This window comes from candidate division KSB1 bacterium (assembly GCA_034506395.1).
Taxonomy (GTDB): Bacteria; Zhuqueibacterota; Zhuqueibacteria; order Thermofontimicrobiales; family Thermofontimicrobiaceae; genus Thermofontimicrobium.
The window spans coordinates 43,840-69,774 of record JAPDPQ010000007.1 but is presented as its reverse complement, the minus strand read 5'-3'; the positions used below and the strand labels follow the sequence as shown (position 1 = coordinate 69,774).

At 44.7% G+C, this 25,935-nt stretch carries 14 protein-coding genes; 13 read left to right on the top strand and 1 reads right to left on the bottom strand.

Annotated elements, in window-relative coordinates:
- Window positions 1-49 precede the first annotated feature (49 nt).
- The 12 genes from ONB37_06480 to thiI all read left to right on the top strand — a co-directional run bounded on the left by ONB37_06480 (window position 50) and on the right by thiI (window position 22,882).
- Window positions 50-943, top strand: a complete 894-nt coding sequence (locus ONB37_06480) for a hypothetical protein (protein ID MDZ7399788.1) — start codon at window positions 50-52, stop codon at window positions 941-943.
- 140 nt (window positions 944-1,083) lie between these two features.
- Window positions 1,084-2,058 (top strand): pilus assembly protein PilM, encoded by a 975-nt coding sequence (gene pilM, locus ONB37_06475; GenBank protein ID MDZ7399787.1) that lies wholly within the window; start codon window positions 1,084-1,086, stop codon window positions 2,056-2,058.
- Between the two features lie 108 nt (window positions 2,059-2,166).
- Complete coding sequence (locus tag ONB37_06470) at window positions 2,167-3,171, top strand: hypothetical protein (protein ID MDZ7399786.1); 1,005 nt, start codon at window positions 2,167-2,169, stop codon at window positions 3,169-3,171.
- 29 nt (window positions 3,172-3,200) lie between these two features.
- A complete protein-coding gene (gene rsmD / locus ONB37_06465; protein ID MDZ7399785.1) occupies window positions 3,201-3,800 on the top strand; it encodes a 16S rRNA (guanine(966)-N(2))-methyltransferase RsmD in 600 nt (199 codons plus the stop codon).
- Entirely contained in the window at window positions 3,761-4,243 is a 483-nt protein-coding gene (gene coaD / locus ONB37_06460) for a pantetheine-phosphate adenylyltransferase (protein MDZ7399784.1), read from the top strand. The genes rsmD and coaD overlap by 40 nt, the downstream gene beginning before the upstream one ends.
- A 17-nt stretch (window positions 4,244-4,260) precedes the next feature.
- Window positions 4,261-5,388 carry a tetratricopeptide repeat protein gene (locus ONB37_06455; GenBank protein ID MDZ7399783.1) on the top strand — a complete coding sequence of 376 codons (1,128 nt, stop codon included), beginning with the start codon at window positions 4,261-4,263 and terminating at the stop codon, window positions 5,386-5,388.
- A gap of 319 nt (window positions 5,389-5,707) precedes the next feature.
- Window positions 5,708-6,217, top strand: a complete 510-nt coding sequence (locus ONB37_06450; GenBank protein MDZ7399782.1) for a hypothetical protein — start codon at window positions 5,708-5,710, stop codon at window positions 6,215-6,217.
- Between the two features lie 319 nt (window positions 6,218-6,536).
- On the top strand, window positions 6,537-14,636 hold the full coding sequence (locus ONB37_06445; protein MDZ7399781.1) for a hypothetical protein: 8,100 nt from the start codon (window positions 6,537-6,539) through the stop codon (window positions 14,634-14,636).
- Window positions 14,637-14,652: 16 nt separating this feature from the next.
- The gene (locus ONB37_06440; GenBank protein MDZ7399780.1) at window positions 14,653-16,626 is read left to right on the top strand and encodes a PorV/PorQ family protein; all 1,974 of its coding nucleotides are present in this window, start codon (window positions 14,653-14,655) and stop codon (window positions 16,624-16,626) included.
- A gap of 21 nt (window positions 16,627-16,647) precedes the next feature.
- Complete coding sequence (locus ONB37_06435; GenBank protein ID MDZ7399779.1) at window positions 16,648-20,601, top strand: SpoIIE family protein phosphatase; 3,954 nt, start codon at window positions 16,648-16,650, stop codon at window positions 20,599-20,601.
- 111 nt (window positions 20,602-20,712) lie between these two features.
- Entirely contained in the window at window positions 20,713-21,417 is a 705-nt protein-coding gene (locus ONB37_06430) for an STAS domain-containing protein (protein MDZ7399778.1), read from the top strand.
- A 250-nt stretch (window positions 21,418-21,667) separates the two neighbouring features.
- Window positions 21,668-22,882 carry a tRNA 4-thiouridine(8) synthase ThiI gene (gene thiI / locus ONB37_06425; protein MDZ7399777.1) on the top strand — a complete coding sequence of 405 codons (1,215 nt, stop codon included), beginning with the start codon at window positions 21,668-21,670 and terminating at the stop codon, window positions 22,880-22,882.
- A 118-nt stretch (window positions 22,883-23,000) separates the two neighbouring features.
- Here the strand turns inward: thiI and ONB37_06420 are convergent, their stop codons facing one another.
- A complete protein-coding gene (locus tag ONB37_06420) occupies window positions 23,001-24,434 on the bottom strand; it encodes a M28 family peptidase (GenBank protein MDZ7399776.1) in 1,434 nt (477 codons plus the stop codon).
- A 278-nt stretch (window positions 24,435-24,712) separates the two neighbouring features.
- On the opposite strand from ONB37_06420, the gene ONB37_06415 reads away from it, so the two are divergent.
- Window positions 24,713-25,909, top strand: a complete 1,197-nt coding sequence (locus ONB37_06415; protein ID MDZ7399775.1) for an isocitrate/isopropylmalate family dehydrogenase — start codon at window positions 24,713-24,715, stop codon at window positions 25,907-25,909.
- Window positions 25,910-25,935: the final 26 nt, after the last annotated feature.

The following is a 25,935-nucleotide window of genomic DNA, read 5'->3' as shown; positions in this document are numbered from 1 at the left end:
TATCGATTTTTTATTCACTTAATTCATGCAAATTTTTTAAGGAGGGAAAATGGCAACACCAACGGCAAAAGGCTCTATCATTTTAAAACTACTTATTGTGATCTTGTCTGCAGCTCTCGTCGCCACCATTCTTTATCCGAAAAAGATCTGGGAACAGGAGGAGCGAAATACGAATACCTGTCGCACCAATATGGATCGGATCTTCAAAGCGGAAATGATCTATTTGCAGCACCATAACAATTATACCGATAACTTAGATCAATTGATATCCTTTATCAAAGACAGCAGCAAGACGATTATTCGGGAGTATATCAAAGCCGACACCGCACTCGCAGAGCAGATGTTGAATCATCTGGTCACTACTGACTCTCGGGCCAATTCAATCATTAATAATCTGACCGCAGATACTCTGTTGTTTAGCATTTTAGAAGCGGTGAATTATGATTCTAATCTTGCTCATGTGATGCTTAATCGCTTGGAAAAGACCGAGATGGGGAGCGCTATTAAGGAGAAACGGGAGATTGGGATCAGCGATGTCGACATTCTCAAGGAAATTGATAGAACTTTTGGGAGCGTCAAAATTTATGATCCGCTCAAAACCGACGATTCTCTTTCGTTGGTGTTTCGGCGCATGATGCCTGATGTTCCCGTCGGATCTTTACTTGATACGCTCTATGTTTTAGGTCCCAAATGGGCCGAGAAAATCGATAGTGCAGTGAATCAAACCGTGGTCAATTTCAAATATTGTCCCACTGTCAATCGCGAGTATAAAATTGCTATTATCGACACATCGGCTTTTAAGTATGTCAATATTGAATGTCCCGTAGATTCCAGCGATATTCAGGCGACCAAAAATAATTTTGTGAAGTATCATTTTGGTCATCATCGAATTAGCAATCATGGTAAGGTGGAGACCGGTGAAAAAAGCTGGACGCGGCGATAGCTTCATCTGATAAGAAGGCGTTTCGGTATGCCTGGTCGGTTCGAGAGCAGCTTCCCGAATTAGAATTTGAGAGTAATAGTTTTATTTTTTGAGCAATGGTGAACTTTGAATTGCGCTGAAGAATAAAATGGGAATGTGGCATGGATGCAAATCCGACCAATATTCAACTGGGGATATATATAAGAGACCGCAATGTGAAGTTGATTGAGGTTGAAAGTACATCTCAGCAGTTCCGGATCAATAAAATTATCCAGACTGAATTAAACACCCCGCTGAATATTGAAAGCATTTGTAATGATCAAAGAATAGAGGATATAGGCAGCCAATTGCAGCAACTGGTTAGGAATTACCGATTGAATGCCCAAAAAACCATATTTGCATTGCAAAATCAATTTGCGCTGATTAAAAAGCTGCCATATGAAAGCGATTTGTCGGATAGCGATTTGATCGATCAGGTTGATTGGGAGGTAAAGCAATTCTCTTATCACCCCAGTGATGAATATATTGTTGATTTTCAAAAGCTCCAGCAGACCAGCCGGCGGCAAGAGCACGAGATGTTGGTGGTCTCAGTGAGAGAAAAAATCATTCGACAATTGCGAAAGTTATTCTCCATTGCCAAATTGAATGTGAGAGTGGTTGATCTGGATATATTTACTGCCAAGCGCGCCATCGAGCTCAATTATGAATTGCGAGTGGGCGATATAATTGCGTTGGTTGAAGTGAGCTCCGGCGGGCTCATGTTTACTATCATCGAGGACAAAGAATATTGGATATCCCAGGATCTTCCAGCTTATAAGTTGGATCCCACGATCACTTCGTTGGATGCAGCAGACGAGGATGATATCGCAAAATATGTTTCAAAAGAATTGCGCCGGGTGATGCTGGATAACAAGGTGGGTGAAAGCATTGAAGCATTAAATCGAATTTTTCTATATGGAGATCTTGTTAAAGATAGTATTCTTGAAAACCTGCAAAATAATTATAATGTGAGGATCGATCGCGCCAATCCATTTCGGCGCTTGTTATTCGCACCGAATGTGAGTGTCGATGAGAATATTTGGTCGCGTCCCGAAACGTTTACTGTTTGTGTCGGTGCAGCGCTGAGGAAAAAATGATCTGTTGTCGCCCAATCGGAGGGATGTTCGTTTTGCGTTATAATTTGAATGTGTAAAGAAACAACGAAATTCATTAATTGTGTAGATAATTAATATGAGGAGTGGGTCATGGTGGATATCAATTTGATTGGGGATGACCAACCGCGAGCGGATGAGCAGGATAATACCGAGCAGGAATTTCGGGGCAATTACGAACCAGAGTCCAATGAGCCAACAACGAGTAGCTACATAGGCGGTACATCCATTGATGACGCTGATTATTCGCGGTATATGAATCGAAGCGGGTCAAAAAAAATGGTCTATTTGCTTGGCGTGTTCAGCGTCATTTTGTTGGCTGCGGTGGTCTGGTTTATGCTACAATCTGCCAAAGGCAAAAAGGCTACGATCCAGCCGCCACTCGTTCAGCAGCCGACTGTGGAGCAACCCGTATCTCAGCCAGGCGGTGTGCCATCCACCTCAGCGCCCGATGCGAACATTGCGCCGACCGCCGCAATTTCCCCTTCATTGAGAGATCGGATTGTCAAATCCCGGCAGGGGCTCAGGACGGTAAGCAATATCATCAATGCAATTCCCTCAAATGTGAATTTTACAATTCTCTCCTATAGCGATGGGGTATTTTTTGTAGAATATTTGGCGAACGATGATGCTGCCATAAGTGTTGCAAGTAATCAATTACAACAAGCTTTGGCTCCTGCGGAAGTAAAATTGCTTTCAAGGGAAAATCGAACCATCCAGAATCGGAATTTCCGTCAAGCATTGGTAAATGGGAATGTCAATATCCAGCAAGGGGCAGCAGAATTTACGAATCTCGTTCCACCCAATTATATCAGCGGTTCGGAATTGCAAAGCCATTTGAAGAATTTGGCGCAGCAGACGGGATTGAATGTAAAACAACTTGAGCTTGGGCGAGAGAAGACTGAGGGGGAGTTTGTCGTGCTTCCGGTCCTTTTTCGAGCCCAAGGATCGAAAACTGGCGTCTTATCCTTTATTCAGCAAATCAACAATGCCAATTTCAATATCAGCTTTGCCAAAATTTCGGTGATCCCGGGTGCGAATTTGAGCAATAGCAATATTACCCTGGTATTGAATATCGGGCTGTATCGAGTGAGTTAGCTCAGGACTCATCAATTCGTGATGATACAATGCGGGTTATCGCGGGGAGCTGCAGAGGAAGGCGGCTTGTTTCGCCCCACACAGATGATATCAGGCCGACGGCAGATAAAGTTAAAAAATATATTTTCGACTATCTCGGCGATGTAGTATCGGACGCTATTGTTCTGGATTTGTTCAGTGGAACCGGCAATTTAGCTATAGAAGCCTTGAGTCGGGGCGCGCGGTTTGCAATATTGGTCGATATATCGAGAAGCTCGATCGCGCTGATTCATCGAAACTTGAAATTGACAAATCTGGTCGATAAGTGTCGGGTGATTCGACAGGATTCTTTGCGCTACTTGAGAAAATCGATTCGAAAGGGGGATGAATTTGATTTGATATTTGCTGATCCGCCCTACGCTGAAAAAAGCTACCATGAGATCATCACCTTTATTGATCGTGATAAGTTGCTACGAAATGGTGGCTTTTTTATTTTTGAGCACAGCGCACGATCAACCATTGAATTCAATCCGACATTTTTGAGCTTAGTGCAAACTCGAAAATTTGGGGATACTGCAGTTAGCATTTATCAAAAGAAAGGGCAATCATCTTGCGAATCGGAATATATCCAGGGACTTTCGATCCCATAACTAATGGTCATTTGGATATTATTGAACGTGCCGTGTTGTTGTTCGATAAAGTCATCGTCGCAGTGACCACAAACCCTGCAAAATCTCCGCTATTTGACATCAATGAACGTATTGAAATGATCAAGAGTGTGACACACTCCATGCATACCGTTGAGGTGGATAGCTTTGACGATTTGTTGGTCAACTATGCTTTATCCAAGAAAGCCATTGCCATCATCCGTGGTCTTCGCGCCACTTCGGATTTTGAATATGAATTTCAGATGGCGTTGGTCAATCGAAAGTTATCAGATCAATTGGTAACTGTATTCCTCATGCCAAATGAAAAATACACGTATTTGAATTCAACCATAGTTAAGGAAATTGCCAGTTTTGGAGGCGATGTAAGCCGATTTGTCCCAATGGAAATACATCGAAAATTGGCTGAAAAATTCAAAAAGCACTAAATTGTCGAGGGGTGGGGATGGAAAGCATCGGATTGAATAACGAAATTTCAATTGGTGGCAAAAATTTTCACGTTCAGACTCATTATTTAGAATCTGGCGAAAAAGTCATCTCCAATGTGTTTGAAAATGGTGTCGTCGTTTTCAACAAGGGGATTTCGATGGCGAGCAACGCGTCGGCTGCTGATATCCGACATGTTGTTTCTCAACTCCATCAACTTGTGATCAGTGATCTGGAGATGATCTATTATATCGCGGAGAAGGTTAAAACCATTCATCACGCAGCATCCAACAATAAGTTAGGCCTAGTTTTTTTAAAGAGGAATTTGCTTGATGATGCCGTATCCGCATTCAAAAGAGCCCTTGAAATTGATCCGGAACTGGTAGAGGGCTACAATAATCTGGGATATGCGCTACTACGGCAAGGTGCCTATCAGGAAGCAATTGAAGCATTTAATACCGGCATTATGAAAAATGAAAAATATGCTGATCTTCATTTCAATCTGGGAGTAGCATATTTTCAAAATGGAAAATTTGCTGATGCCTTGCGAGAATTGAATAATGCGATCGCGATCAATAGCAACTATGTTGCTGCACTACTATATATTTGCATGATTCATCTTAAAAGTCTTGTCGAAGAGCTTCCTGACGTTGCTTTGGGCTCGATTTCAGAGCGAATAACTTTCGTTGAAAATAAACTGATCGATATTAATTCAAATGGCCTCTATTTTAAGCCAGAAAATATCGACGCCGCTTTGGAACATGTTCGGCAAGCCAATTATTCCGCTGCTATTGATGCACTTGACGCTGCCAGCAAAGAGCTGCCGGAGCTATTGGATAGCTATCTGGAAAGCGAATTTTATTTGAAGTTCATGTTCGGTGGCAAAGGAAAGGATGAGCAGTTTATTAATGAATACATCGGACAATTAAAGGCTGCAATTGAGAAGTATCCAAGTTATGCTGACTTACATAACAATTTGGGCATCGCCTATTTAATTAAGTGCCGCAATCTCTTTTTAAATGCGCTGGAAGAATTTCGTGAGGCGAAAAGAATCAATCCTGATTTCAAAAAGGCAGATAAAAATTTGAAATTGGCTGAAAATGATGGAAAAGGGTTTCTTATTTTATTAAGAGCAATTTTGAAATAATGGTCGATCAACTCATCTGTTCAATAAAGCTGCCAATAAGTTGGTACTGAATAGCATCCTGATTTTTGCTCCGCTGCAGTCAACCAGATCCTCACCCAACTCTTCCCAAAATTGCCTTTAAAATTTATTAATATTTCGAGATTGACGGTACAATTTTTGCATTAATAAAGATGATGAAAATTAAAATGGCGCTTTCAACAATTTAGGAATGATAATTGTTGGTTTTTTGAAAATCATTTAACAGGAATGGTTGATTAGTTGAATATAAATAATTAGCTTAATATTCATAAATGAGAAAAAAATGAGAGGGAGTATAAGCATGTATCGTTATGAAACACAGAAAGTCAAATTTATGAAGATTCGCTGGTATTCTAATTTGATCATTCTATTGATAGTTCTGTTGACCATTACCTCTGGCAGTTGGGCTGCTTTGGCGGATAGCGTGAAAATTATTGCAAAACATCCAGAAATTCGGAACAGTTCAATCTATCAAGTGAATTTTGTTCTCGACAAAGCGATCCCGGCACAGGCTGCATTTCGCATTGTTTTTCCGATTGGCTTTGATCTTTCGGACTTGATGATTGCTGGCTCCTCCACGATCAATGGTGGTTTTGTCCTGCAAGTAGAGGGGCAGACGGTGACGATCAAGAGATCTGGTCTGGGCAAAGAAATCCCCCCAAATCAACCTGTTGATGTGAAATTTGCTATCGTCAAAAATCCACCGCAGCCAGCAGATGATTATGAGATTCATGTGGAGCTTTTGGATGAATCGGAAAAGCCCATCTTGAAAACAACAACGAAACACAAGATTGTTCCAGAGAAGCAGTAGCAGCCCAAATAGAAATTATCTATTGCACAGCTAAAAAACAAACTCCATGACTTCAGTTTTATTGGGCCGATGATAATAATCGGCTCAACTTTATCGGTGTTGGGATGTTTTGAATTCATAATGGTCGGATGAAAAGCGATCTAGAGGTAGGTAAGGTCAAAAGAGTGATGAGCTGCTTTACAGTTTTGTTATGGGACCAGATCATCGATTTCATCAAATGGGATAGCCGGCTTGACAAAACTAGCAGTGGGGGCTCTTGAAATTTTTATAATTGGTTTTGCAACTTAGATCAGGCAACTAATTTTTGAAAGAGCGACAAATGAGAATCAGGCATTCGACAGCATTGAGATTGGCAGCGATAATTCTCATTTTGTTGGGGAATGAATTATTCGCTCAAGGAACGTTAACTAATGTTAGTATTAGCTTGAGTGACAATAAAGCTGGAGAGGCTGCAATTTATACTTTTACCTTTACAACCTCGGCTGGCGGCGGAGGAATTCCCAAGAATGGGAAAATCGAATTCATTTTACCTGCTGGCTTTAACATCAGCGAAGTCGATATTGCCCAGTCGAAAAACAGCAATATGACCGGCGGATTTTCAGGCATCAATCTTATGAATAAAAATACTGCCAATGAGGATACTGTCCGGCTTACGAGAGACTACACGGGTAATGACGTAGCTGGAGGCATAGAGGTAAGCGTTGCCATAGGGATGGTTATTAATCATACTATCAAGGCGAGCAACTATGAGGTGAAAATCAATACGCGCAATAGTTCCGGCAGCCTAATTGATAGCGGGACTACACCTGATTTTTCAATTCAAGCCAATTCACTGCATCATTTTCAAGTGGTTAGCAGCGGAAATGCGACGGCCGGGCAGAATTTTCCGATTACCATCACAGCTCAAGATGCCTACAACAATACTGTCACCAGCTTTACAAGTCAAGCGACGTTAATGGATAAATCTGGGGCGATGACCCCGCTGATTACAGGGGCTTTTTCCAATGGAACAAGATCGGAGAATCTAACCTTTACTCGAAGTTACCAGAACAACCAGATCACAGTAACTTACGATAAAAAGAGTGGAAATTCAGCGCTATTCAACGTATTGCCGGCATCACTGCATCATTTCAGTTTTGATCCGCCGATTTCGAGTCCCCAAATGGCAGGAATAGCATTTGCCATTTCCATAAAGGCCCGAGACCAATTTGAGAACGTCGTGACAAGTTTTACTGACAAGGTCGCTTTAACGGATTTCTCTGGCTCATTGAATTTGAATTCGAATAATTTCGTCAACGGCGTATTGACGCAAAATGTGACCATCACCAAAAGTCAAGTCGACAATTTTATCATGGCCAATCATGCCGGGATTTCGAATCCCGATAGTTCCAACAAATTTAATGTGAACCCTGGTAATGTAGCCAAATTTGCAATCGATCCGATCGCTTCCCCCCAAGCGGCTGGTACTTGGTTTAATATCAAAGCGACAGCTCAAGATCAATATGGTAATATTGCGACTGGTTTCAATGGGACGGTCGCTATTTCGGATCTGTCAGGCTCCATTAGCCCGACCATTAGCGGCAATTTCAGCAATGGTCAATGGAGCGGTCAAGTGAAGATCAGTGCTCCTTACAACAACGATAAAATCACTGTCACTCGGTCCGGCGGATCTGAGAACGGATCTTCTAATTTGTTTAATGTGACAGTCGGAAGCCTTGATCACTTCGTGATTTCGAATGTTGCGACTCAGACTGCCGGAGTGCCTTTTGCTATCACCATTACTGCCAAAGATATCGAGGGCAACACAGTGACCTCATTCGTAGGTCCAGTCACGATAGGAGACCTGAGTGGTAGTATCTCGCCTAAGGCCTCTGGCGTATTTTCAAATGGTGTTCGGAATGAAACGGTGACAATTACCTCAAGCTTTCAGAGCGACCAAATCGTAGTGACAGGCAGCGGCAAAAGCGGCGTCTCCAATTTTTTCAATGTTAATCCAAATACGCTGCATCATTTTTCTATAGCGACAATTAGTAGCCCTCAGGTTGCTGGTCAAGGCTTTCAGTTGACTTTGGAAGCGCGGGATCAATATGAAAATAAGGTGACCAGTTTCAACAGCTCGGTCAATTTAACTGATAAGACGGGGACAATAACGCCATCGAACACGGGTAATTTTTCATCTGGATCAAAAACGGTCAATGTGAACATAACTCAAAAATATGTTGATGATCAAATTACCGTGACTGATCCTCTCTCTGGCAAAAAAGGAAACTCCAATAATTTTTCGATCCAGCCCGGACCGGTTCATCATATTATGGTTCGGGATAATCCTGGCGGTTTTGGAAATCCAGTGGGGGATCTATCATTGAATTTGAATGAGAAAGCTGTTCTATATGCTGCTGGATATGACCAGTATGATAATTATGTTCGCGATATAATAGCAAATTGGAGTCGTAGCGGCTCGATTAATATGCCACAGCCATCCAATGGCACCAGTACAACTTTCACGGCGCTTCCCGCCCAGAGTACTGGAAAGATTTATGCGGATAGCAGCGGGATGGTAGATTCCACAGGCACGATCCAAGTGGGAGAAATCCATCATATTTTGATCAGGGATGCTGCGGATGGAAATGGCAATGTGGTCGGAGCCAGGACGATCACTGCGGATGATAGTCTGATTTTGTATGCTGCAGCTTATGATCAGACCAATCATTATCTCGGCCCTGCTCTAGTGAATTGGACAAGTACCGGCAATTTGCAGCCCGCTGTTGCGACTTCAAACACGAGCACGATCGTTTTTTCGCCGACCAAAGCACCTGCCAGTGGAAAAATTATCGCAGACCATGCCACTGCTATCGATGATACCACTGGGACCATTACGATTGTTCCAGGTGCGCCTGTTGGAGCTATTGTTATCCATCCGAATCGAAGGTTGATCCCAGCGCACTCGGATTCCTTTGCTGTTTTTACTTCTGATATCATCAAAGATCGGGATGGGAATATCATTGCCCAAGGAGAATTATTTACCGTTAGCACGACGCTTGGTCGGATAAGCTCACCAGCAGATCAGGCGACGAATATCCCAGGACATCAGGTGAAATCGAATTGGTCTGGCCAAATTAGTTTTCAGGTCAATGCGGATAGTGTCGGTGGTACAGCCTTTATTCATGCCCATAGCGTTGAAAGAGGGAATGCTGCTGGGGATACGGTGCTTGGTATCATTAGCTTGAAAATCGTATCGATTACCGCGGATCGCCAAAAGATCAGTCAAGGCCAAACTGCAATTCCAGTGCGAATGATCGTCCAAAACAGCGGGATGGAGAGCGTGAGACTCGTGGGAGCCAATTTGCGATTCAGCGATGCGAACAAGATCAATCGGAGCAGTGAATATGTTGTTGCCCGGAACGATACCTTTACCGTCGTTCCCGGATTTGGAGCTCAGCGATTACTGAGTTTTTCGGTAGGCGTCAGTCCAACAGCGACTACTGGATTGATCGAAATTAATGGCAATGTCAATGGCCTAATAAATGGCACAGCGGTGAGTGATTCCTCGGCGGATAAAGCTGCGAGCTGGTTGGTTCAAACGCCCCCAGTATTGCGAATCGAACGGGTCCAAGCAGCAAGCGATACCGTGGTGCAAGGAAAAAACACTACGGTGACGGTGAAATACCGGAACGATGGGGATGCTCCGCTCGTAATCGACAGCGACAGTTTGACTTTTTGGGCCGTTGGTCAAGGTAAAAACGTCACCTCCGAATATGCCCAGCAAGCTTTTCCCACTAATCCAGATACTATTTCTGGACATAGTTCGCGAGATTTATCTTATTCAGTGATGGTTGCTTCGTCAGCCAGCCTGGATACTATTCAGATCAACGCAAAGGCAACGGGACATGATGTCAATACTGGGCTGAGTTATTCGGATATGAATGCCGATTTTCTTGCTGGTTGGCGAGTAAAAGTTGCTTCTGATATAGCGATTCTCCAGTTACTGCCCAGCCAGACGACAGTAACCAGAGGACAGGATCGCGATTGGTTCATCAATATGGTGGTGAAAAATAGCGGCATTGCGAAATTTCACCTTGACAGTGCGAGGGTGCGTTTTACGATCGGGGCATTCAATATCACTGATCAGTTCAGCATTATCCATCCCACTGCGTTCTCTAGCGCAAAAACAGACACGCTTGCAGCGGGAGCAACCGACACGCTGCGATTTGTTATCGATAAGACCGGATCCACTTTGGGCACGATCACCATCGAAGCTGCTGTCTATCTCAATGACATGATCAGCGGTCAAATTATGAAGACTTCGAGCTCGGGAATAATGGTACAATCTCCGGCCCAATTGAAAGTTGAATATCTGAGAACTTCTCAGCCCGAGGTGACCATCGGACAAATGCATCCCTGGATGGCAATCGTCGCTTTAAGCAACAGCGGTGGGAGTGATGTGGTAATTGATACGACCCAAATGAAGCGGTTCATTAGCTTTGTCGGTGATAGCAACTTTGTCGTGACCCCGCCCAAAAAGCTGTTCAATGCAGGAGATGTTCGACTGAATGCGGGAGCCACAGATAGCCTGTTGTTTACTGTGAATAAGACTGGGGATCTGCCTGGCGATCGCCAAATTGCTGCGACCATTTACGTGACTGAGCTCAATAGTGGTCGTTCGATTGTTGCCACAAAGAATTCCAGCATTAAAGTTGAACTGCCGGCGAATATCCGGATTGCCAAGACTTTTGCAATTGCGCCCAATGCGCCTTATGTCGACTCAAAGCAGCTATTTCAACTTGGCGTGATTGTAGAAAATACTGGAGGGGATGCTGCGCGAAACATTTCCGTATCCGTGGTGAATGATAGTCTTTCAAATGTGTTAAATCCGACGAAATCGCTGACTTTGGTCCGTGGGGGAACGGCTGATACGGTAAAATTTGACGTTCAGGCGCTTGATGGCTGGTGTATGAGCGAAGTTTTCACGGCCACAATTGATACTGGCTTTGCCGAGAATACACCTGAGCCGAATAAAATACTTTTCAGCCCGGCTTTGAACAATAAAGATACGATCACCGTACAACGGCCAGCAAGATTGAAGATTCGATCGATCGCAACATCCCATTCTGCGGTGCGGGCATTGAGTTATGAGGAATGGCAGATCGAGATCGCCGTCATCGACAGCGGTGCTGGTTTCATCAAATTTGATCCACCAAGCGCGAATGATATTGCGATCCTGATCAATGGCGAGCTTCAGCAGGACTATACAATTTTACCTCCGAGCGGGTTGAAGCACAACCCAAATTTGACGCTCTCCTGGTGGGCGGCAGATACGCTTACGTATCGCGTCACGCGGACTGGCATTATGCCTGGTGAAGGCCGAATTCGGGTCAGTCTAAAAGGGAAATATTTAAATAGCGATAATTCATTCTTGATTAGCGATTCGACTGGGATTTATATTCAGCCATCGGCTGACGTGTTTATTGACATCACAGAACCCGTGTGTCCCAATATCAACCAGTATGGGATTGGTCAGGTCAATACGAACCAGTCTTTTGTGGTGAGATCGAAAATTCGAAATACTGGTGCAGCGCGGGTGGATAATATCAAAGTCAGCTTAACAGCACCCGGTTATTCGATTTCACCAAGTACTATTTCTTCTATTGCGCAGTCAGGATTTGCATGGGCAAATTTTAACGTCGTGGCGCAATCGACACCTGCTGAAGCAGTCCATTTTATTGCCAAAATAGAATCGGCTATTTCGCATGAGGGTGGCTTGCCGGCGACCATCGGTCCCGCCTCCGATTCAGTTGCAACGGTCAAAGTGCATAAGCCTGCGCTTCTTAAAATCGCCATCAATCGATCCGATTCAATATTTACGGTCGGAAGAACAGCAAAATTTCAAGCTGTTGTCCAGAATCTTGGTACTGCTTCCGTCGACTCCAGTGGAGAGATCAGCATCACAATGCCAAATGGCTATCTCGTGGTGGTGGATCAGCAGTTTAAGCCTGGCGACACGACCAGATTTAAGATCAATGAGCCAGTGAGCTGGGAAGTGCAACCTCCTTCGCATCAGTCGCTGCGGGACACCATTATTGTTGCGATTAGCAAGCCGCCATTAGATTTGAACACGCGGCAATTTGCTGCCATTTATAATACTGATCCGTTCGATACATTGGTGGTGAAAACGATCCCAGCCATGCTATCGATCAAGAGTTTTAAAATCACATCACCTGCTGGTGCAACCGATCGAACGCTCTCGACCAATCAAGATTTTCGGGTTCGTGTGGAAGTAAGCGCCTCAGAAAATATGACGAACCTGCGGGCCCAGTTGATTCGGCCCACTGGTTATGGTCTGGGAATTGGGGTTGATTCACTCAAGAATATCGTGAATAATAGCGCCGAGTGGTTGCTAAAGGCGCCGAAAGATCCTCATAGCGCCTCCAGATGGATCAAAGTGAAGGTGACCGGGTCGACCAGCACTTTGACGCAATCGATCTTCGATAGTATTGCTGTCGTTACGGTGCGAGAGGCGATGCTCTCTTTCGGTCGGGTTGAGATCAGTTGGCCAAAAACTGATAGCACACTTTCGGTCGGCCAAGAATTTGATTTGAGTGCTACTGTGATCAATTATGGTGAGGCGGGTTTAAAAGGTCAAGGATATTTGAAGCTATCATTTGGGGCAACGGGAGTCAGCGCTATGCAAGGGGACACGATTAAAGCGTTTACTCCCAATATTCCTTTGACCTGGCGGCTTTTAGCGCCGAGCGTTCCAACAGCCAAGGCACCCATTCTCATCTCTATCGATACGGTTCCAAATGATGAAAATAGCGACGAGCCGGCAGCGGTGCCCAACAAATTTGCTTATTTTTATATTAAAACTCAGGACTCTGGGAGTGCAGCAATTGATTCGTTCTGGGTTAGCTCCCCCTCTGGGGCAATGGATCACATCTTATCAACCAGCCAAACCTTTATCGTAGAAGCCCGGGTGCGATGGTACAATTGCGCTGGCAAGCCAGCGGTTCGGCTTCAATTGCCTGGGGGATTTATCACGCTGGAATCGAATCCAAAAACCCCGGCTGGCACCAATCAACAAGGGCGTGTCAGTTGGACTATTCAGGCACCTGAAGAGGCCAAGGCCGATCAGCGCCTCTGGTTAGAATTGACCGCTCAGGATTCTAATAGCTATCGACAGTTCTCGATCTATTCGGATACCTTGCAACTTCAAATTGTCGATCGCGCAGTGGTGCAATTGAATGCAAAAATTGCATCCCCTCCCAGTGCTTTAGATCATGTCGTTTCTACTGGTCAACGCTTTACGGTGGCCGCTTTTCTGACTAACCTGGGTCAAGCAGCGCTGAAAGGGAACTACACCGCGATGCTGAAACTCCCCGATGGCGATGGCTATTCCCTTTTAAGCGTTCAGTCACAAACAGCCGCTTACAATGATACGATCTATTGGACCGTGGAAGCGCCGATTTACGAAACCGATATTGGCGATATTTATGTTGAACTGATCAATAATCCTCGAGATGAAAATACCAACGTGGCAGTGGTTCCTGGCGCAGTTGTCCAAGGCGGGTTTGCGGTGTTGCGAATTCGCACCGAGGAGAAAACCGTTACTGTTGCCAATTTTGTGCCTCGTGGCAAGCATACCATCGCCCGAGGCGATACTGGGGTAGCGATGTTGGGGCTAGAACTCATTTGTTCTGGGAACGCCAATTCGAACAATGTGCTATTATCGGGCGTAAAATTGAAGCTGAAAAATCGGGATGGCAATTTAATTCTTAATCCCAGCAGCGTCATCAATCGCATTGTTGCGGCAAAATATCAGGATGCAGCGGTCGTTTATGGGGAGCTGCGGTCAATTCCGACCACAAACCCGATCGAATTATTATTCACTCGGACCGATACGCTTCGACCAGAGATCGCCAATAAAATAGAGTTTCGTGTCGATGTGCTGGAAAATACCTCTGTCACTGATTTTCAAGTAGCGATCGACTCGACGGATGCCTTATATTTGGTCGATGAAGGCTCTGGTCAAGTGCCGAAGCTAAAGAACAAAAGTGGCGATAAATTGGAGGTATTAAACATCCAGTCCAATTCAGCAGTGTTAATTGCATCGGATTTTGAGGAAGCGTTTCGAAATTACCCGAATCCATTTGGAAATAGTCATCGGCCGCAGACCAAGTTTATCTATTATCTGGACCAGGACAGCGATATTTCGATCAAGATTTATACGCTGGTTGGTGAATTGGTGTGGTCGCGTTCTTATTCCGCTACAGAGCCCCAGGGCAAAAAAGGGTTCCACGAGGCGGATATTATTTGGGATGGAAAGAACGATCAAGGTTATCGGGTGTTGAATGGCGTTTATATCGCTAGACTGAGTACTGGTTATGGTAAAAGCGCCTTAACCAAAATAGCAGTGATCAAATAAAACTATGGGTGAAAAAATGAGCAAGACAAAAAACCCTATTATCGCGCTATCTATTGTCAGCGTATTGTTGTTCGCCTCTCATTTTGTTTCCGCTCAGACAGAAGGGTATGGTGGCACCCATTCAAACTTCATTCATGGAGTTGGGGCCAGAGCTTTGGCGTTAGGGAATGCCTCGGTGGCCGAATCATACGATGCGACTGCGATCTATTGGAATCCGGCCGCTTTGGACAGGTTGCAATATAAAAATGTTAGCCTGTTTTTCACGAATTTACTTTACGGGAGCCAATATTATTATATCGGTTATGTTCATCCCAGCATCAGTATTGGGACTTTTGGAGTGGGGATAATTGCCATTGCAACTGGCGACATTATGGAGAATGATGAAAATGCGGTTCCTGGTGGGAAAGCGACCTATGGGAGCTACCAGTTCATGTTTTCATACGGCAAACAATTGCCATTTTATAAAGAAATTTCGTTTGGACTGAATTTGAAAATTAATCGAGAAAGCTTTTCTGGTTTTGAGTTGGCGCAGGGCATCGGCACAGAGGCTACTGGGATAGGAAGCGATATCGGGATTTTGTATCGGCCGGAATCAAGCAATATTGTGCTCAGCGGCCTTTCTATGGGCGTGATGATTCAGAACCTGTTGGGCTCGCGCATGAAAATGAACACAGCAACAGATGTTCACCCCATGAACCTTCGCTTTGGCCTAGCCAAGCCAATCCTGAAGAATGAATTTGGCAATCAATTGACGGTATTTTTAGATTTTGAGCAAGGGGAGAAATATCCCTTCAAATATCATTTCGGGACCGAGTATGCATTTCAGAACCTTGCCATGCTACGAGTGGGGATCAATCATAATCAACTTGCCTTCGGCGCGGGTGCCGCGTTTAACATTTTCCAAATCGATTATTCTTTTGGCAAATTTGCTGAGAATGAAATCAGTTCCAGTCATCGTATCTCATTGTCGATAAAGATCGGAAAGTCCAAGGATGAATTAATTCGCTTGGCAGAACAGCGTCGTTATTTAGAAGCCCAGCGGATTGCTCAAGAGCAAGTTGAATTTGAGCGAAATGAGAAGATCTCGGCAAGCATGGAACGGGGCAAGGCGTATTTGACCAATGAGGATTGGGCTAGGGCGCTGAGCGAATTTAACATCGTGATCGCTTATGAGAAGGAATTGCCCAATTCTGCGGTGATCAAAGAGGCTAAAAAACTGGCAGAGTATGCGGCCCAAAAGAACGAAGAAGAGATTCAAAAACGGATCCGCGAAATCGAGGCGAAGAACATCAAAGAAAAGATGCGTGAAGAGAATCAGATTCGCTTGAACAATTATTTCAAACAGGGCATGGCGTATTATGACAATGAAGAATATGCGAAAGCCATCGAAGAATGGGATAAAATGCTGGCTTTAGATCCTGAGAACGCTTTAGCCCAGCAGTGGATCGCAGCAGCCAGAAATGAGAACGAAAAGAAGGTGCTTTCGTTAATGTCCAGCGCCGAATCTTATGGTCGTTCGCGCAAATTTCTGGAGGCGATTCAAGAATTGAATAAGGCGCGACGGTTAAATCCCAACGAAAGCCAGATCAAGTTGATCGAGCAGCGGCTGACAGAATATGAGCGGCAGATGACTTTCTTGGATCTATTTCAGCAAGGGTATCGTTATTATATTCAGAAAGATTATCCGAAAGCGATGGACTCGTTCAAAAAAGCGTTGGCGCTTCAACCGAACGATGCGACAGTTCGCAAATATTATGATGATGCGGAAGCCAGAGCCAATGCTCGTGACGAAAAAATGCCACAAGAGTTGAATAGGCGCCTCCATGAAGCAGTCAAATTGCTGAGTGCGGGCAAGTATGAGGATGCATTGAAGATTCTTGAAGAAATCCAAAAAGTTCAGCGATATAATAAAACCATTTTAGAGGCAATCGACTTGGCACGGGAACGCATTGAGCAGCAGCGCAAAGGACCAAAAACGGAACGGAATTAGTAAGTAAGAAGGGGAAAACACGTGTTTAAGGTAGCCATTCATGAAGAAATTAAGGTCCCTGCTCTCTTTGATCATTTGGGTGACTTGCGCAACTTTGTGACCAAGGCTGGAAGAAAGCATGATTTTCCCAGCAAAGTCATAAACCACCTGAAGCTCTGCGTTGATGAGGCGGCCACTAATATCATCAAACATGCCTATCGCGATTACGATGGCGTGGGCATGATTACGCTGCGCGTGATCGTCAAAAAGAATAGCATGACCGTTGTTCTGATCGATCAGGGGAAATATTTTGATCCGCAGCGGGTGGAAGATCCTGATTTGAAACGCTATGTCCAAATCGGGAAAAAAGGAGGTTTGGGCATCTTTATGATGCGAAAGATGATCGATGAAATCGATTATCAGCATACTGAAGAAGGCAATGAATTACGGATGACCGTCTATCGCGATGGTGGACTGAAGAAGAAAGCCGCCGATAAAAGAGCGGCGACAACGCTCTCGTTTAGCTTAAAAACTCGCTATTCGATGATTACCGGCGCTGTTTTAACGGCGGTTGTTACCCTTGGCTATCTGGTGTTCTTTTTCATCCATGGCAATAAAGTATTTAATGATTTTGTCAAAACACAGAAGTTTGCCACCGAAGAACTCGCCCGATTACTAATGCGAGCTTCTGAAAAATTAGACCCCTACAATAGCACACCAATTATCAATGAATATATCAAAGAGCGAAAGGAAATCTTTCGGATTATTCTGGTCGATGAAACCGACCGATTGCTATATACGACCGATGAAAATTTGTTTAGCATGTATTTTAACTCGGAATTTAAGATCAGCCATTCGAAGGAACGTTATGGAGACTATCTGTTTCTGTATGAGGCTGAAAATAACCAGAAATTGTACAGTTTCGTTCGACCAATACTAGATAACGACAATAATCAACTTGGCAAGGTATATTTGGAGATAAGCCGCGATCAAATTAGAAAAAAGATTACGGCGCAGCGGCTAAAAGATTTGCAGGTTGCATTGCTGATATTGCTAATCGGCTATGCTGGCATTATCGTCCTCATTTATTTTATCCTGAATCCGTTCCGCAAGCTGGCTGCCTGGGTGAAGGATCTTGGCTCTGGCAACGTGAAAGACGAAATCGATTTTGATCAGAGCTCCGAAGTCGGTCAATTGGCTGCTGCTTTCAGCGAAATGACCGATAAGGTCCGAGAATCCCAAAAAAATCTCGCCGAGCAACAGCGCATCAAAACCGAGATGCAGGTGGGCCAGGAGATCCAACAGCGCCTGATCCCGCGAGAAATCCCCCAAATCGAGGGATATGAAATTGCCCCCTATTATGAAGCTGCGAAAGAGCTGGGAGGAGATTATTTTGATTTCATCGAAGTCGATAAGGATACGTTGGGTATTGTCGTCGCAGATGTTTCGGGAAAAGGCGTCCCCGGCTCGCTGGTCATGGCTTACATTAAGGCAACGTTGCGCACCGAAGCTCGCTCAATTAAATCCGCGTCTGAAGTGCTGACGCGGGTTAACGAAATTGTCGTCGATGATATGAAAAAGGGAATGTTTGTCACCCTGTTTTATATCATCATCGATTCGAAAAAACGGCGCATCAACTACGCCAGTGCCGGTCATAATCCGATGATCCTGTATCGCAAGAGCACGAATAAAACTTATTATCTAAATCCCCACGGCTTTCCAGTTGGCATTGCTCTGCCCGATCCTGATTTGTTCAAAAAATCGATTGAGTCTGATACAATCCAATTGACCGAAGATGACATCCTGCTACTCTATACTGATGGTATTACCGAAGCAATGAACAGACGTCGCGAGCTGTTCGGCGAGGAACGGCTGCTGGATTGTATCAGAAATTATGGTCATCTGAGCGTTGATGAATTTATCAAAAAATTGAGGGACGAAATTCATTCATTCACCGAGGGCTACGAACAAAGCGATGATATCACCGTTGTAGCCATTAAAGAGAAGAGCACTCCTGAGAAAATTGAATTGAATCGCGCTCGGACCGCTCACCAACTCGTTTTGCAAGGGAAAAGCATTCGAGAAGCGTGCGAGACGGCGGGAATTACCACGTATGCTTACTACAACAAGTATAAAAAGATTTTTGAAGAAGAAGGGCTTGATGCCTATTCGATTGATGACTCGGTTTCGGTTGAAGCCAAACATCTCAGCATTGAAGAAAAGACTAAGATCTACGACATTATCAGAAAACATCCAGAATACGGAGCCAAGCGGATCAGCGAAGTATTAGACACCGAGGAATATGGTTTTACCAAGATCAATGAGAGCCGCATCTACGACGAATTGGTTCGCAGCCGATTGAACACCCGACAGTTGCGCGAAGCTTACATCGCTCGCGCTGGAAAACGGAAACGCTTAAAACCGCCTGGCACTCCAATGTTAACGCTGGATGGTCGGGTTATTCTTCGCAAGGATTTGGACAATTTAGATCTCCCGACATCCAAACCAGCTCCGAAATACGAATATCAACCGAAGACCAAGCCGGAGAGGGCCATCCCAAAACCTGAACGCCAAGAAGCAACACTTGCTCCCCAAGAGCCAGATGATAAATTTGTGCTAGAGAGCATGGTCACGTTGCCAATCGAGGATTTATTGGAAAAGCGGAAACCAGCCGATGATCGTTCAAAAACAAAGCCACCGGCTGCTGTTGAAGCGCAATCAGTCGAACCATCTCCTGAGCAGCCATTGCCAGAACAAAAAGTTGCAGAAAAGACGGAACAGCAAATTCCCGAACAACCAATCGAACATCGTCGGCCCGAAGACATCGAAATTGAGGCTGAACTCGGTTTAGATGAGCTGCTTTCCGAAAAAGAAACGCCGCCAGATGAATCAGTGGAACTTGAGAGCGAGTTGAGCTTTCGCGATATCTGGGATGAGCAAGCGGAGGAGGCCACTCCATCTGAGGTTTCTTTGGAAGCTGAGCCAAACTTGGCACCAACCCAGGAACCTACTGATAGCGGCGAATCTCGGGATATCGCAAAAGATGAACGGGGCGAGGTGGAACAAACCAGCATCGCGCCAGATGAGGTCGATCTCGATGAATTGCTGGGCGACTCCACTGAACTAAAAGAAGATGAGAAGGAATTGGGCTTTGATTCGATTACCGATCATGTGAGTTTTAAAGACTTGATTTTTGGTTCAGAGGATGATAATGATGGGAATTTGCTGAATGAAGATGCATCGATGGATAAAAAGGCTACCGAAACGAGCCCTGCAGTGTCCGATGCCGCTGCAAAACCCGAAGATGAAAGCAACGAATCTTCTGAGGACATCCAGCCATTAAAGATCGTAACAATCGATGAAAACGAACTATTAGAGGACGAGCCAAACGAAGCGATCACAGAATTTACTTTTGATGATTTAATCGATGAAATTGAGAGTGAGCTTTCGTTTTTTGATGAAGCAAAGACTGAGGAGCCTGAGCTGGAACCTGTTTATCACGACGCGGATGCAATAGCTGTTGCCAAAAAAGCTTCGAAGGATGAAAAATTAGCTGTTGTCGATCGGGAGGCGGAGAAAAAAAATTCTCCCCAGGCATCGGCTACGGCCGTGTCTCCTGAGCGATTGCGGGAGAAATATCTTGCATTGGGGATCAAATACTATCAGGAACAAAAATATGAGCAGGCAGTGGAGCAATTTTTGAAGGTAATAGAGTTGGACCCTGATTTTAAAGAAGCGCATAGCATTCTCGGGAACGCATATTATCGTGTCAACAAGGTTGATTTGGCCATCAAATCCTACCAACGAGTCAAAGAGATCGATCCTTTTGATGTCGATGCCTACGAGAACACTGGTGTGGTTTATGCAAATATGGGAAGATATCGTGATGCAATTCGAGAGTGGAAAACCGCCTTAAAATACAATCCGAATCGGGAGGATATTATGCGCTATATCGAAAAGGCTGAAGCGCTATTAATCAAAAATGAGCGAACTTGAAATATTAAAAAAACAAAAGATTTAATTCTGATTTTTTTGTTGACTTTTTCATAAATTTCTCTTATATTTTTTGCCGTTGAATTTTCAGGGGTCTTATAGCTGGAGAGCATGATGGAAGGAATCCAACTGTCAGTGAAACAAGCAGGCGCAAATAATAATATTTCGGTTATTAAAGTGGGCGGCTATATTGATACCACGACTTCTGCCGAATTGGAGCACTCGCTTGAACAATTATTAGCCGCTAATTGTTATAATATCATCATTGATTTGGCCAATGTGGATTATATCAGTAGCGCTGGATGGGGGATTTTCATCAGCGAGATTAAAGGGATTCGCGAAAAAGGCGGCGATCTAAAGCTGGTGAGTATGATCCCTGATGTATATGAAGTTTTTGAGCTTTTAGAGTTTCATTATATTTTGAAGGCGTTTGATACGCTTGAAGATGCCATTGCAGATTTTGATAAAACTCGGCCAAAAGGCGAGCCATTACAACCGGCAATGATCGAGGAAGAGCGGCCAGCTATTTCCAAGCCACGAGCTGCCCAACCAGCAGAACCCGTTGGCAAACGAGATGACTATCTTGATCGCATGATGAAAGTGGAAGCAAAGGACAAAACCATCGAAGAAAAGATTCAGCAGCTCGTCAAAGAAAATCCAGATTACGGTAGCATCAAAATTATGCGAGAATTGAATACGCCGCGATATGGTAATATCAAGCTTAGCTGGTTCCAAGTGCTCAAATATCTCAAGCAGCTCGAATTGAACTCCAAAAAGAAGCGGATTAAATTCTTTCAAAAATTTGCTTCCAAAAATTGAAGAATTGAAACAGCGGATGATTTAAGGGAGTTTGTTTTTCAAACTCCTTTTTTGTTTCAACTCAAACTATCTCAAAATCCAATCCACATCATCGTCTTTGCGCTATGAATAATTAGTCTGAAAATCAATCTGATGCTACCTGCATTTGCTTTCTGATGAACAATTGACTGCATCGTAAGCATTAGAGTGCAAAAATCACGGCAACCTCAAGATATTTTCAAAGGATTTTGAAACGGCCAACTCAACCAATATGAAATCCAACGAAGAAAATTTCCAAAACGCACCAATCTCTTTTATCATTCATTACAGCGAAATTGGTTTGAAAAAAGGAAACCGCGGCTTCTTTGAAAGTCGACTGCGGGAAAATATACAGCAAGCGCTTCGGGGGTGCACCGAGCCAAGAATAAAAATGGATTTTGGACGATTCATCCTTGAAATAGAAGATGAGGGAGCCATTGAACAAGTAATTGAACGATTATCTCAGGTGATTGGGATCGCGCATTTCTGTGTCGCGTATCAAGGCGATCCAGACGTTCAGATCTTGAGGGAACAGATTTATGAGAAATTGAAAACGGTGGATTTTCGCTCGTTCAAAGTCGCCACTCGGCGTGTTGATAAAGACTATCCGCACACTTCTGTGGAGGTCAATCAATTGGTCGGCGAGAAAATTTTTCTTGGATTAAACAAAACAGTTGATCTTCACAATCCTGATTTGACCTGCTTCATCGAAATCTTCAATAAAAGGATCTATTTTTATTTTGATCGCCATGAAGGAATTCGTGGCTTGCCAGTTGGCAGCAGTGGCCGTGTGGTAAGCTTAATATCCTCTGGGATCGATTCTCCGGTAGCTTCATATTTGATGATGACGAGGGGCTGTCGTGTGGTGTTCGTTCATTTTCATAGTTTCCCGTTTACAAACAAAGCCTCATATCATAATGCGATCCGATTAGCGAAGCAGTTGACACGATATCAATATAATAGTCGTCTTTATTTGGTGCCGCTTGTTAAAGTCCAGGAAGCAATCATTATGCACGCACCCGCTAAATTGCGCTTGATCCTTTACCGACGCATGATGTTGCGGATCGCCGAAGCGATCGCCAAAAAGGAACGCTGTAAAGCGCTGGTAACTGGGGAGAGCCTTGGCCAGGTGGCATCGCAAACGCTGGATAATATTGGTGTGATTTCGCAGGCGTGCACCTTGCCGATTTTGCGCCCATTGATCGGATTGGACAAAGAATGGATCATTGCACGGGCCAAGCAGCTCGAGACCTTCCCAATTTCGATTGAACCGTACGATGATTGCTGCAGCTATTTGGTCCCAAAGAGTCCTGAAACGCATGCCCGATTGGATGAAGTTGTGGCGGCAGAAAACGCGATCGAAAATTGGCCATCATTAGTGGCAGAGGCTGTGGCAAGTGCCGAACTCAAAAAATTAGAATTCCCTGAGAGCGAATCAGCAGAGTAAGCACTGAAACGCGAGTTTGATCCAAGAATTTCTATTGTTAGCTCCTATAGACGCTGTGCATCTTTTATGCATAATGAGCTGAGCTGGAGTTTGATGATTGATTCCGATCGGGATTAGTTTATATTCCCTCCATTGCCAGAACATAAGCAAAGATTGCCAGAGCTGCTGCGCCTAATTCCAATTCACGCTCGTTCACTGCTTCAAATACATCATTGGCTGAATGATGATAATCGAAATAGCGATGGAAATCCACCATAAGGCCGATGGTAATGGTGCCATGTGGTTCAAGCGGTGAGATATCGGCGCCACCGCCGCCGCGGAAAATGTTAGCAGCATCGATTGGCTCAAATAGGTATTGCCAGCGTTTCAATTTTTCTACGATTCGATCGTCAGCATTGATGCCGAAACCTCGGGGAGTGAACCCACCGCGATCTGCTTCGATGGCGGCAATGTGTTTAAGAGCCATTTTGCGGATGCTATCGGCATAAGCGGGCCCTCCGAAAATACCGAATTCCTCGCACATAAACAACACCGCCCGGATCGTGCGTTTAGGCTTGAGCCTTAAGCATTTGATCAATCGAAGCGCCTCGATCGTCTGGACGCAGCCAGCGCCGTCGTCATGCGCCCCATGTCCAACATCCCAGCTATCCAAATGCCCTCCAATCAGAATTACCTCATCGGGTCTCTCCGTGCCTCTAATTTCTCCGATCACATTGGCCGATTGGACCATCGGATAATTTTGGCAGCTCAACCGCAGTCTCACGCGCACATTTTTCTCTTGAGCGATTAACTGGCTGAGCAAATCAGCCGCAACCGTGCTGACCGCGGCAGCAGGGATCTTAGGCACCGAGGCATCGTAATGCATTAATCCAGTGTGAGGGATGTTATCCTTTCGCGTGGTGATGGAGCGGACCAAGACAGCAACAGCTCCGACTTTTGCTGCCTCAATTGCGCCCAGCGTCCGTTGGTCTACTGCGCCACCATACCCGGCAAAAGTATTAATGGTTTTCGGATCCATCGGACGGTTGTAAAACACAATTTTCCCCTGAGCTTTTCGGCCCAATGCTGCGGCCTCTTTTAAGCTTCGCACCTCGATCACTTCCGCCACAATTCCCGTTTCTGGCGTTGCCACGCTTCCCCCAAGCGCACAAACTGAGAGCGGAACCGTGCCGATCAGCGACGAATTGATGATTGCAGCTTCTTCGATATCGCCGCGTTCCCAATGCGGGACCGTTACTGGCTGCAAATGGACATTGTCAAAACCTAATTTGGTCATGACCTGGCGGCTCCACTCCACAGCAGCGGCCGCCTGGGGAGAGCCGCAAAGACGGGGACCAATATTGTAACAGAGCTCTCGCAGAAGTGAGTAAGCGTGCGGGTTAACCAAGGCGGTATCGATGATCGCGCGGGCGATCGAAGCATAGGGCGCGTTCGCATCGGACGGCTGGCAACAGGTAATGTCGCTATTCAAAAAGCAACTCAAAACCCCAAGCAGCAGAAAAGAAAAAACAACCAAATAAAATTTTTTCTTCGCGACTGAGTATTGATTCATGTTTTGATTCCTTGTATGATTTTGTCCATTCATTTCTTTAAAAAGAAATTTTCTACCATGTATTCATCATTATGATTTCTTCACCTAAGACAGAAGTTAGATTTCTGATTTTGATGGCAGCAAAACATAGCAAAAAATCATTAAAAAAGCAAGCTCGAAAACATTGGACCAGTCTGAGCCCAAAAATCGCTTGCTTTACATGCTAAATTTAATTATATTATTTTGCTAAAAAACCAGTTATTTATTAGATCAATAGAAGAAACCACGGAGGGCAAAGCATGAATCAAGAGGTGTTGGAGCGAGCCAAACAGCACTTTGAAGCTCTTGTCAAAGAACAACTCGAACGCGTGGAGCGAATGAAACAGGCTGATGATTGGATCGATTATTCGAAATTAAAACCGATTATCGTGGGGGTTTGTTGGGGAGATGGTATTGGCCCCATTATTTCGAAGGAAACGGTGCGCGTGTTATCTTCGCTATTGGAAAAAGAATTGAAGGAGGGAAAAATTGTCTTTCGCGACATTGAAGGTCTAACGATTGAGAACCGTGCCAAACACATGAAAGCGATTCCAGATGATGTGCTGGAGGAGATCAAAGCGTGTCATGTGATTTTGAAAGCGCCGACGACCACTCCAGAGAAAGGCGACCAGTGGCCTAATATCGAAAGCGCCAATGTAGCCATGCGCCGTTATCTGGACCTGTTTGCGAATGTCCGACCTGTAAAAGTACCCAAAGAAGGGATCGATTGGATCTTTTTCCGAGAAAATACCGAGGGAGCTTATGTGCTGGGCTCGAAAGGAATTCAAGTCACCGAAGATTTAGCTTTTGATTTTACTGTTTGTACGAAGCAAGGAGCTGAGCGGATTATTCGAATGGCGTTCGATTATGCGGCTAAAAATAATATCAATCATGTCACCGTGGTGACCAAAGCGAACGTGGTGAAAACAACAGACGGATTGTTCTTAGAAACAGCAAAGCGGATCGCCCAGGAATATCCCCAGGTAAAATGGGAGGGCTGGTATATTGATATTATGACCGCAAAATTAGTAGATCCAAAGCGACGCACCCAATTCCGAGTGGTAGTCCTCCCAAATCTTTATGGCGATATATTGACCGATGAGGCAGCGGAGTTTCAAGGTGGTGTCGGAACGGCTGGTTCGGCCAACATTGGCAAGCGCTATGCCATGTTCGAGGCAATTCATGGAAGTGCTCCGCGCATGATCAAAGAGGGCCGCGGTAAATATGCTGATCCGAGCAGCTTGATCCGCGCTGGGGCAATGATGCTGCGCCACATTGGGTTCGGGGATAAAGCTGAAAAGTTGGAGATGGCATTGGATATCTGTGGCCAGTATGAGAAAAAGCTGGTGATCACTGGACGCGATACTGGGGCAACCGCTGAGGAATTTGGAAATTATCTCATGGAGACGATGAAAGATCCCAACCTGAAGGCCCGCTGGGAAAGCTATGTCAAATAGCTGATCTTTTTGAGCAAAACTCATGA

What these genes read in the sequence shown, in the direction of transcription:
- ONB37_06480 (MDZ7399788.1), top strand. Translation starts at nt 50, where the DNA reads ATGGCAACACCAACGGCAAAAGGCTCTATCATTTTAAAACTACTTATT.
- pilM (MDZ7399787.1), top strand. Translation starts at nt 1,084, where the DNA reads ATGGATGCAAATCCGACCAATATTCAACTGGGGATATATATAAGAGAC.
- ONB37_06470 (MDZ7399786.1), top strand. Translation starts at nt 2,167, where the DNA reads ATGGTGGATATCAATTTGATTGGGGATGACCAACCGCGAGCGGATGAG.
- rsmD (MDZ7399785.1), top strand. Translation starts at nt 3,201, where the DNA reads ATGCGGGTTATCGCGGGGAGCTGCAGAGGAAGGCGGCTTGTTTCGCCC.
- ONB37_06455 (MDZ7399783.1), top strand. Translation starts at nt 4,261, where the DNA reads ATGGAAAGCATCGGATTGAATAACGAAATTTCAATTGGTGGCAAAAAT.
- ONB37_06450 (MDZ7399782.1), top strand. Translation starts at nt 5,708, where the DNA reads ATGTATCGTTATGAAACACAGAAAGTCAAATTTATGAAGATTCGCTGG.
- ONB37_06445 (MDZ7399781.1), top strand. Translation starts at nt 6,537, where the DNA reads ATGAGAATCAGGCATTCGACAGCATTGAGATTGGCAGCGATAATTCTC.
- ONB37_06440 (MDZ7399780.1), top strand. Translation starts at nt 14,653, where the DNA reads ATGAGCAAGACAAAAAACCCTATTATCGCGCTATCTATTGTCAGCGTA.
- ONB37_06430 (MDZ7399778.1), top strand. Translation starts at nt 20,713, where the DNA reads ATGGAAGGAATCCAACTGTCAGTGAAACAAGCAGGCGCAAATAATAAT.
- thiI (MDZ7399777.1), top strand. Translation starts at nt 21,668, where the DNA reads ATGAAATCCAACGAAGAAAATTTCCAAAACGCACCAATCTCTTTTATC.
- ONB37_06420 (MDZ7399776.1), bottom strand. Translation starts at nt 24,434, where the DNA reads ATGAATCAATACTCAGTCGCGAAGAAAAAATTTTATTTGGTTGTTTTT.
- ONB37_06415 (MDZ7399775.1), top strand. Translation starts at nt 24,713, where the DNA reads ATGAATCAAGAGGTGTTGGAGCGAGCCAAACAGCACTTTGAAGCTCTT.